Genomic DNA, 8,696 nt, shown 5'->3' on the forward strand with positions numbered 1-8,696 from the left:
GATCTGACCGGAAACCTTGTCGCCCTTCTTGTGCATGGCGGCAAACGCTTCCCACGGGTTCGAGCGGGTCTGCTTGATACCGAGGGAGATACGACGACGCTCTTCATCCACGTCGAGGACCATGACTTCCGTCTCGTCACCGACCTGTACGACCTTGGCCGGGTTGACGTTCTTGTTGGTCCAATCCATTTCCGAAACGTGCACGAGGCCTTCGACGCCCGGCTCGATCTCAACGAAGCAACCGTAATCGGTAACGTTGGAGACCTTGCCGAACAGACGGCTGCCGACCGGATAGCGGCGGGCGATAGCGACCCACGGGTCGTCGCCGAGCTGCTTGAGGCCGAGAGAAACGCGGTTGCGCTCGCGGTCGTACTTCAGCACGCGGACGTCCAGMTCGTCGCCAACGTTCACGACTTCGGACGGGTGACGCACGCGCTTCCACGCCATGTCGGTGATGTGCAGCAGGCCATCGATGCCGCCGAGGTCGACGAATGCGCCGTAATCGGTCAGGTTCTTGACGACACCCTTCACGACCGCACCTTCCGTCAGGCGCTCGAGCAGCTTCTCGCGCTCTTCCGAGAACTCGGTCTCGACAACCGCGCGGCGGCTGACGACGACGTTGTTGCGCTTGCGATCAAGCTTGATGATCTTGAACTCGAGGTCTTTGCCTTCGAGGTAAACCGGGTCACGGACCGGACGCACGTCGACCAGGGAGCCCGGCAGGAATGCGCGGACGTCCTTGATGTCGACCGTGAAGCCGCCCTTGACCTTGCCGGAGATCTTGCCGGTGATGGTCTCTTCCTTGTCGAACGCCTGCTCGAGGTCGTCCCACACCATCGAACGCTTGGCCTTCTCACGGGAGAGCTTGGTCTCGCCGAAGCCGTCTTCGAGCGCGTCGAGCGCGACCTTGACCTCGTCGCCCACTTCCACTTCCAGTACGCCTGCTTCATCCCGGAACTGCTCGATCGGGACGATGCCTTCGCTCTTCAGGCCGGCGTTGATCACCACCACGTCGTTGCGGATTTCCACAACGATACCGGTGACGATGGAGCCGGGCTTCAGCTTGGAAATAGCCTGCTGGCTCTGTTCAAACAGTTCGGCAAAACTTTCAGTCATGTTGATTCCAGGGTTATGAAAGGTCGTACCCGGCGCCTGCGTACATTCTTTAACGCGTGCGGACAGGGGACCCACCGGTTGTGGGCACATCGAGCAATCCCAGATGGGACCGCCCCGTGCCGTTGCCAAGAACCCGCGCACACTGCGCGAGCGTTGTGCCGGATGCGCCTTACGGACGCACCACGGCGAATACTTTTGCCACCACCACCTCGATCGGCATGCCGGTGGTATCGATCACCACGGCGCCTTCGGCGGGCTTCAACGGGGCAACGGGGCGCGACGCATCCCGCTCGTCGCGCGCCTCGATTTCTCGCTGGAGGCCTGCAAGTGTAACGCTCAGACCCTTATCCTTCAACTGCTTATAGCGTCTTTTCGCACGCTCGGAGGCACTGGCGGTCAGGAATACCTTGTGGGCGGCATCGGGGAAAATCACCGTCCCCATATCGCGACCGTCGGCAACCAGGCCAGGACCCTTGCGAAAGCCCAACTGCATGTCCACCAGGGCCTGGCGGACGGAAGGGATCACCGCGATGGCCGACGCGGCGGCGCCGGCGGTCTCCGTACGCAGCTCGTCCGTGGCGTCGTGGCCATTGACCAGGATGTGCGTCTCACTATGGTCCGGACTGGCCCGGAAGCGGATCTTCACGGTCTGGGCGCATCGCGTGACCGCGTCGACATCGGAAAGGTCGATGCCCTCCTCGGCCGCCGCATAGCCCACCGCCCGGTAGAGCGCGCCCGAATCGAGCAGGTGCCAGCCGAGCTTCTCGGCGACCAGACGGCTGATGGTGCCCTTGCCGGAGCCCGAGGGGCCGTCGATGGTCAGGACAGGGGCGACAGCCGAATGGGGCATGGGATAGCTCTCYTGCGAAACCCGCATGATATCTCGTCATGGCAGGCGAATTGGTCCCATGGACAGCTTTCGCGAACGCGTGCTACAAGCCCCCATCGTTCCACACCCGCGGGTTACCAGCTCCATGTCCGACGACCTCCAGAGCCAGTTCGAGCAGGCTTCGCTGGATATAACCCGCCTCGGCCACCGACCGGACAACGACACCCTGTTGCGCATCTACGCCCTTTACAAGCAGGGCTCCGAGGGTGACTTCCACGGCGAGAAGCCAGGATTCTTCGATTTCGTCGGCACGGCGAAGTACGAGGCATGGGTGAAGCTGGCCGGCACGCCCCGGGAAACGGCGATGCAACAGTACATCGGCCTGGTGCGCTCCCTGGGGGGCTGAGGGCCGTCTGGCGGCGCCTATGAGGCGCCGTGCGACAGCCACGCGGCAACCGGCATGTCACCAAACAAGGCTGCCGCGTCCACCGCCCCTCCCTGCATCTCCCCTTCCACCATCAAGCCGGTCCACCGCCCATCGGGCAGGACGACGGTCGTACCGGCCCAATGCCCGGCGGGAATGGCCGGCGCGGAGGTGCCGGCCAGCCACGGTGCGGTATGCCGGGCCGCCGCGACCACGATGCGCTGCCCCCGATGCTCGCGGACGAAAGCCAGTACGTGCCCGGCCGCCGGTCCATCGACCTCGAGGGGCCGGTAGCTGCCGCGAGCGAACAGTTCCGGATGCTCACGCCTGGCCCAGAGCAGCCGGGCGATGACAGCCTGCTTGATCGTGCCGTCCCGCCAGTGCGCCAAGGCGTCCCGTGGTGCCGCGGCACGCTTGAGTGAAGCCGCTCGCGCGGGAAAATCCACCGGCCGCCGGTTATCCGGGTCGACCAGGCTGAAGTCCCAATAGTCGGTGCCCTGGTAAATATCGGGCACCCCGGGAGTGGTCAGGCGCAACACGGTCTGGGCAAGGCCATTGGCCGCACCCGGGGTCGCGATGTACTCGGCGAAGGCAGCCAGTTCGGCGGCCGCATCCCCCGACAGCACCGCCCGAAGGAAATCCTCGCAGGCGTCCTCATAAGGTTCGTTCGGCGAGGTCCAGCGCGTCCAGCGCTTGGCTTCGCGCAGCGCCTTACGCTGCCAGGCGGCGATGCGCGTGGCGAACAACTCGAGGCCGTCGACATCGTCCGGGGCCAGGTGCAGGGGCCATGCACCGACGAGCATCTGGTAAAGCATCAGCTCGTCGCCGGCCGAGGGCGCCATGCGTCCGTCGGCGCGCCGACGAAGATCGGCGTGACGGATGCGCCAGCGCTCCACCGTGATCACCCAGCGCTCGGCGACTTCGGACAGCACGGCGAGCCGGGCGCGCAGGTCTTCGCCGCGCTTGTGATCGTGCGTCGCCGTGGCCAGCAGGTTGTGCGGCAAGGTGGCGGCGCGATCCACGCAACGGGCGTGGAACGCCTCGGGTGTCATCGAAAGTTGCGCCGCGTCGACCCCGACCTCGTTGCGCGAAAGCAGACGTCCATAACGATAGCCCGCGGTGTCCTCCACGGCCTTGGCGGCTACCGGCGACGTCGCTTGCTGGAAGATCGCGATCGCCCGCTCGCGTGCCCGTCGCACGGGCCCCGGCGGCAGGCTGCGCGGCGCCACGCCACCGAGCCAAAGGGCGACAAGGTGCAGCAGTTCGGTGTCTTCCACGCGAATCGTGCGCAGCGCGCCTTCGACAGCCCGCGCGAAGATCGCTTCATCGTAGGCATCGCGTCCCGCGCCGCCCGCGTAGGTCCGGTACACGGGAAAATGCACGAGCAGCTCGATCAGTACGCGCCGGATGGCGGCGAGGGAGACGTCGCGTGTCGCCACATCGGCGCGTGCCGAGGCAAAAAGGGCGCGTGCCGTCCGGTCCAGCTCGGCTTCGAAACTGTCGACGAGGATCTGTCGGCGAGCACGCACCGCCTGCGTGGCGAAGTCGGCGGACTCACCGGTGAGATGGCGCCAGAGTTCGGTCAGCGGCGCCTCACCCGCGCCGTCGTGCAGCACGGCGGACACCTGGTCCATGAATTCGTAGCCCGTGGTGCCATCGGTGCGCCAGTCCAGGCGTAGCGATTCGTCTTCGGCGAGAATTTTTTCGACCACCAGGTAGGCACCGTCACGCGGGGCACCCGGCGGACGCTGCAGGCGCAACTTGTCGAGCCGATGCCGCAACTGCCGGCAATAGCGACGGGGGTCGGCAAGACCGTCGACATGATCGCAACGCAGGCCGTCGATGAGGCCTTCCGCATACAGCCGAAAAATCGTCTTGTGCGTATCCTCAAAGACGGCCGTACGCTCGATGCGCAAGCCAGCCAGCTCGTTGATGTCGAAGAAGCGCCGGTAGTTGACCATGTCACTGGCCAGTTTCCAGAACGCGAGACGGTAGTGCTGACGTTCGATCAGCGCATGCAGCGCCGCCCGGCCGTCGTCGCTTTCCGGGTCATGCCGGGCGATGGCGTCGTCACCGAGCCCGGCAACGGACGCCGGTGACAACGGCAGGTCATCGTCGTAGAGACGAAGCACCCACTCTTCCTTGCGCCGGGCGAGACGAAGATGCCCGTTACGCAGGGTCTCGTCATAGCCGGCGCCGAGGATCGGCAAGAGGACGCGACTGCGCAAAAGGGGATCCGGCGCCTGCCAGTCGATGTCGAAATAATTCGCGTAGCGGCTCTCGCGTCCGTGACGCAGCACGTCCATCCACCAGGCATTCTGCGTGCCTACGCCCATGTGATTGGGCACGATGTCGACCACCAGGCTCATGCCATGCTCACGCAAGGCAGCCACGAGGCGCCGCAGCGCGTCTTCACCGCCGAGCTCGGGATTCACTTCGTGGCAGTCCACCACATCGTAACCGTGCGTGGAGCCCGCGCGTGCGCGCAGGATCGGCGACGCGTACAAGTGACTCACGCCGAGGCTGGCGTAATAGCCCACCACCGGAACGGCGTCGTCCAGCGTGAAGCCCGCATGGAACTGCAGGCGCGCCAAGGCACGCGGTGGACTCATGTGCGGTTCCGCGTCTTGTCGATCACATCGCAAACGGCGTGAGCGATCGGCCCGTCGAAAAGGCGCGAAGACGAGTCAGGCATACGGCGCCGCCAGTTCGGATGGATTGCGTCGGTCGGGCCCGGAAGGTTCGGCTGCTCGTGCAGTCCGAGGATGTCCTCCACCGGATAGATCGCCAGCGGCGCGGGCGCTTGCGCCACGTGTTTCGCCGCTGCCACGACCACGGGGGAGATGTCGTCCAGCCCCGGCGGCGCATCTTCGTTCCACGCCGACCCCGACGCGCACATGGCGCGCCACAGAAGCACCCGATCGCGCTCGCGCTGCAGGTTCTCGTCCACCGCAGGATCGTCGAGACCCGTCTTCTTCCGCCACTCCACGTCGCGGCCACTCCACCAGCCGGCCACGGTGGGCACATCGTGCGTGCTGGTCGTCGCCATGGCCTTCTCCGACCATTCGAGCGGCGAGACGAAGCCGCCATCCGCCGCGCGCTCGAACCAGAGCACGCGAATGCCGAGCACGCCCTTGTCGCCGATCGCCTGGCGGAAATCAGCCGGCACCGTACCGAGGTCCTCGCCGATCACGATGGCGCGATGCAGGTGCGATTCGAGTGCGATGAGGCGCAGCATGTCCGTCAACGGATAGCGCACGTACGCACCCTCGGTGGCACCGGCGCCATGGGGCACCATCCACAGGCGCTTCAGGCCGAGCACATGGTCGATACGGACGCCGCCGGCGTGGGCGAGTGCCGCACGAAGCATGCCGATGAAACCCTTGAAACCGGTATCGCGCAGGCCGCGCGGCGAAAACGTGGTGAGCCCCCAGTCCTGGCCCAGGCGATTGAGTGCATCCGGCGGCGCGCCGACGGAAAGCCCCTTGAGCACCTCGGCCTGGTGGGCCCAGGCGTGACTGCCGCCCGAGTCGGCACCGACAGCGAGATCCGCGACGAGGCCGATGGCCATGCCTGCATCGCGCGCCGCCTTCTGTGCGCCTTCAAGTCCCCGGCTGGCGAGCCATTGCAACCATGCGTGGAAGCCCACCTCCCGCGAATGCTCACGAGCAAACGCAGCCACCTCACGACTCGCAGGGTCGTGGTACGCGGTGGGCCAACCCTGCCAGCCGCCGGGACGGCCGTGCGCACTGAAGTCGGCATGCAGGGCCTCGAACCTTGCATGCCGTTCCAGCGGCTCGCCCTGAGCGCGGCGGAACGCACCGAAGCGTTCGGAATGGGCGAGGTCGACCGAGGCCGATTCGAAGAGCGAGCGCAGGATAGTCATCCTGGCACGCGCAGCGCGAGGCCAGTCGATCAGGTCCAACCATTCCAGTTCGGCGAGTTCCTGGCGCAGGTTGTGCGTGTCGATCACGGCACGCACGGTTTGCTCGCCGCTGGTTCGCACCGGGTCGACGTAGAGGCCGTTGAGGAACAACCGACTCGACGGCGCATAGGGACTGTATCGCTCCGGCGCCGCGGCAAACAATGCATGCAGTGGACTGATCGCCAGCGCGTCCGCGCCCTTCTCCGCCGCGGCCTTCGCACAGGTCTCGAGCGCAGTGAAATCACCGATGCCGCCGTCGCCCGGGCGACGCAGGCTCGACATCTGCACGGCCACACCCCACGGGCGACGCGCCGCGGCGATGTCGGCGATGCCGAAGGTACGCGGCGGCGCGACGGCAAGCGTGACTTCGTCTTCGTCGAGGAACAACGTGTAATAGCCGGGGACGGATGGCGCATCCAACTGGCCCTGGCCGGAAGGCAGCTGGCCTTCGCTGACGAGGCTACCGTCGTCGGCGAGCAGCTTCCATACGCGTCCGCGGGGCGCGACAGGCAAGGCAAAGCGGTCGCCCGCTTCAGCGGTTACCAGGCGCGGGGGTTGCCGGCCCGTACGCTCCTGTTCGATGCGCTGCAGGCTCGCCTCGATGTCGTCGGCGTTATCCGCCGGAAGATCCAGGGCGCGCAGGACGGCGCGCAACGTGGCGGCCGGCGTGGACTGCGGACGATCCAGCGCGTCGCGCCAATACACGTCTACGCCGGCCTGTTCCGCTAGCAGGGCGAGACGATCGTCGAGGGGGGCGTTCACGGCTCAGGACTCCAGGCAGGCAACGGTGCGGCGTGCCGGAAGCAGGCCGCGCGATACAGAGGCAATCTCGGCGGCGTCGCCATGCAACCACGCCGCCGAGGGCGATGGTGGCTGCGCGATGGTGACGTCGGTGTTGCCGAGGTTGACGAAGACGGTCAGAACCTGGCCGCCGAGCGACCACGACGCCTTGAGGGCGTGCTCGCCCAGAGGCATCGCGCCGAGGCTACGTGCGTCGTCGATGTAGGGCGCCACGTATTTGTGGCGCAGCGCAATCAGGTCACGGATAAACAGGCGTCGATGCTCACCGTGCGCGATATCGCGCTCCGGAATCGACGCGGTGAACGTGTCGTACTCGTTCGGATCGGGAATGTCCTCGCCTCCGAAACGGGTGAACGCCGCAAACTCCTTGCGACGGCCGTCACGCACCGCGTCACGAAGTTCGTCGTCGCTGAAGTCGGTGAAATACAGGAACGGTGTTCGACTCGCCCACTCCTCACCCATGAAAAGCATCGGCACGAAGGGGGCAAGCAAGAGCRGCGCCAGTGCCGCTTCCATCGTGGCGGGATCGATCAGCGTCGTCAGGCGCTCGCCGAAGGCGCGGTTGCCGACCTGGTCATGGTTCTGCAGGAAGTTTACGAAGCGCGACGGCGCCAGGTGCCCACTCGGTTCGCCGCGGCGACGTGCCCCCATCAACTCGCCCTGGTAGGCAAAGCCTTCGCGCAACGTCCTCAGTAGCATGTCCATCGGCGCCTGGTAATGAGCGTAATAACCCTCGCCCTCATCCGTGAGCAGGACGTGCAGCGCGTTGTGGAAGTCGTCGTTCCACTGCGCGTCGAAGCGACCGCGGCCAAGCAGGTTGGCCTGGTTGGCCTCGTTCTCGAGGATCAGGTGCACATGGCGATCCGGTCCGACAGCGGCGTGGACGCGGCTGGCCAGCGACGACAGCCAGCCGGGATTACCGATCGCGTGGACTGCGTCGAAACGCAGGCCGTCGAAGCGGAACTCCTGGATCCAATAAAGCGCGTTGTGGACGAAGTAGTCGCCGACCTGCGGCGATGAGACACCGATCGCCGCACCCCAGGGCGTGTGCACGCCCTCGTCGAAAAACCGCGAGGCATAGGCGCCCAGGTAATTCCCATCGGGCCCGAAATGGTTGTAGACCACATCGAGGAAGACCATCAGACCGAGATCGTGCGCCGTGTCGATCATTGCCTTGAGATCTTCCGGCGAACCGTAAGCGTCCGCCGGCGCATACGGAAGCACACCGTCGTAGCCCCAGTTGCGCTCGCCGGGAAACTGGGCGATAGGCATGAGTTCGATCGCCGTGACGCCCAGCGACACCAGGTGCGGAAGGATCATCTCGACGCCATGAAATCCCCCGAGCACGCCCACATGGAGCTCGTAGATCACTGTTTCGCGCCAGGGCCTTCCGTTCCACGCCGTATTGCGCCATTCGAAGGCAAGAGGATCGGTGACGATGCTATAGCCATGCACATCGCCGCCACGCTGGCGCCTCGACGCGGGGTCGGGCACAGCCAGCGACGCATTGATCCGGAAGCGATAACCCACGCCTATCTCGGCCGGGCAGATGCATTCGAACCAACCATCGTCAAGCGACCGCATGGGCGCCGTATGGCCGG

Annotated in this window: 6 protein-coding genes; 1 reads left to right on the top strand and 5 read right to left on the bottom strand. The window is 65.8% G+C overall.

Annotated features, from left to right (window positions below; genetic code table 11):
- Together AC1DSN_RS14175 and cmk are read right to left on the bottom strand one after the other, a co-directional pair.
- A partial coding sequence (locus AC1DSN_RS14175) for a 30S ribosomal protein S1 (RefSeq protein ID WP_477331242.1) occupies window positions 1-1,116 on the bottom strand: 1,116 nt, incomplete at its 3' end.
- A gap of 169 nt (window positions 1,117-1,285) precedes the next feature.
- Window positions 1,286-1,966, bottom strand: a complete 681-nt coding sequence (cmk, locus tag AC1DSN_RS14180) for a (d)CMP kinase (RefSeq protein ID WP_082878935.1) — start codon at window positions 1,964-1,966, stop codon at window positions 1,286-1,288.
- 124 nt (window positions 1,967-2,090) lie between these two features.
- On the opposite strand from cmk, the gene AC1DSN_RS14185 reads away from it, so the two are divergent.
- Window positions 2,091-2,351, top strand: coding sequence for an acyl-CoA-binding protein (locus tag AC1DSN_RS14185; RefSeq protein ID WP_063571028.1), 261 nt, complete (start codon window positions 2,091-2,093; stop codon window positions 2,349-2,351).
- A 17-nt stretch (window positions 2,352-2,368) separates the two neighbouring features.
- Here AC1DSN_RS14185 and treY read toward each other — a convergent pair whose 3' ends face one another.
- The 3 genes from treY to treZ all read right to left on the bottom strand — a co-directional run.
- Window positions 2,369-4,981 (bottom strand): malto-oligosyltrehalose synthase, encoded by a 2,613-nt coding sequence (gene treY / locus AC1DSN_RS14190; RefSeq protein WP_477331244.1) that lies wholly within the window; start codon window positions 4,979-4,981, stop codon window positions 2,369-2,371.
- Window positions 4,978-7,056, bottom strand: coding sequence for a 4-alpha-glucanotransferase (gene malQ, locus AC1DSN_RS14195; RefSeq protein ID WP_477331246.1), 2,079 nt, complete (start codon window positions 7,054-7,056; stop codon window positions 4,978-4,980). Before malQ ends, treY begins: the two co-directional genes overlap by 4 nt.
- A 3-nt stretch (window positions 7,057-7,059) precedes the next feature.
- Window positions 7,060-8,696, bottom strand: a 1,637-nt coding sequence (gene treZ, locus AC1DSN_RS14200; protein ID WP_477331248.1) for a malto-oligosyltrehalose trehalohydrolase, incomplete at its 5' end; no start/stop codon positions are given.

The sequence above is a fragment of the Luteibacter sp. P4_D7_3 genome, assembly GCF_056401735.1.

Bases quoted from the DNA above. Each gene is read 5' to 3' on its own strand.
- treY (WP_477331244.1), bottom strand. From the start codon at position 4,981: ATGAGTCCACCGCGTGCCTTGGCGCGCCTGCAGTTCCATGCGGGCTTC.
- AC1DSN_RS14185 (WP_063571028.1), top strand. From the start codon at position 2,091: ATGTCCGACGACCTCCAGAGCCAGTTCGAGCAGGCTTCGCTGGATATA.
- cmk (WP_082878935.1), bottom strand. From the start codon at position 1,966: ATGCCCCATTCGGCTGTCGCCCCTGTCCTGACCATCGACGGCCCCTCG.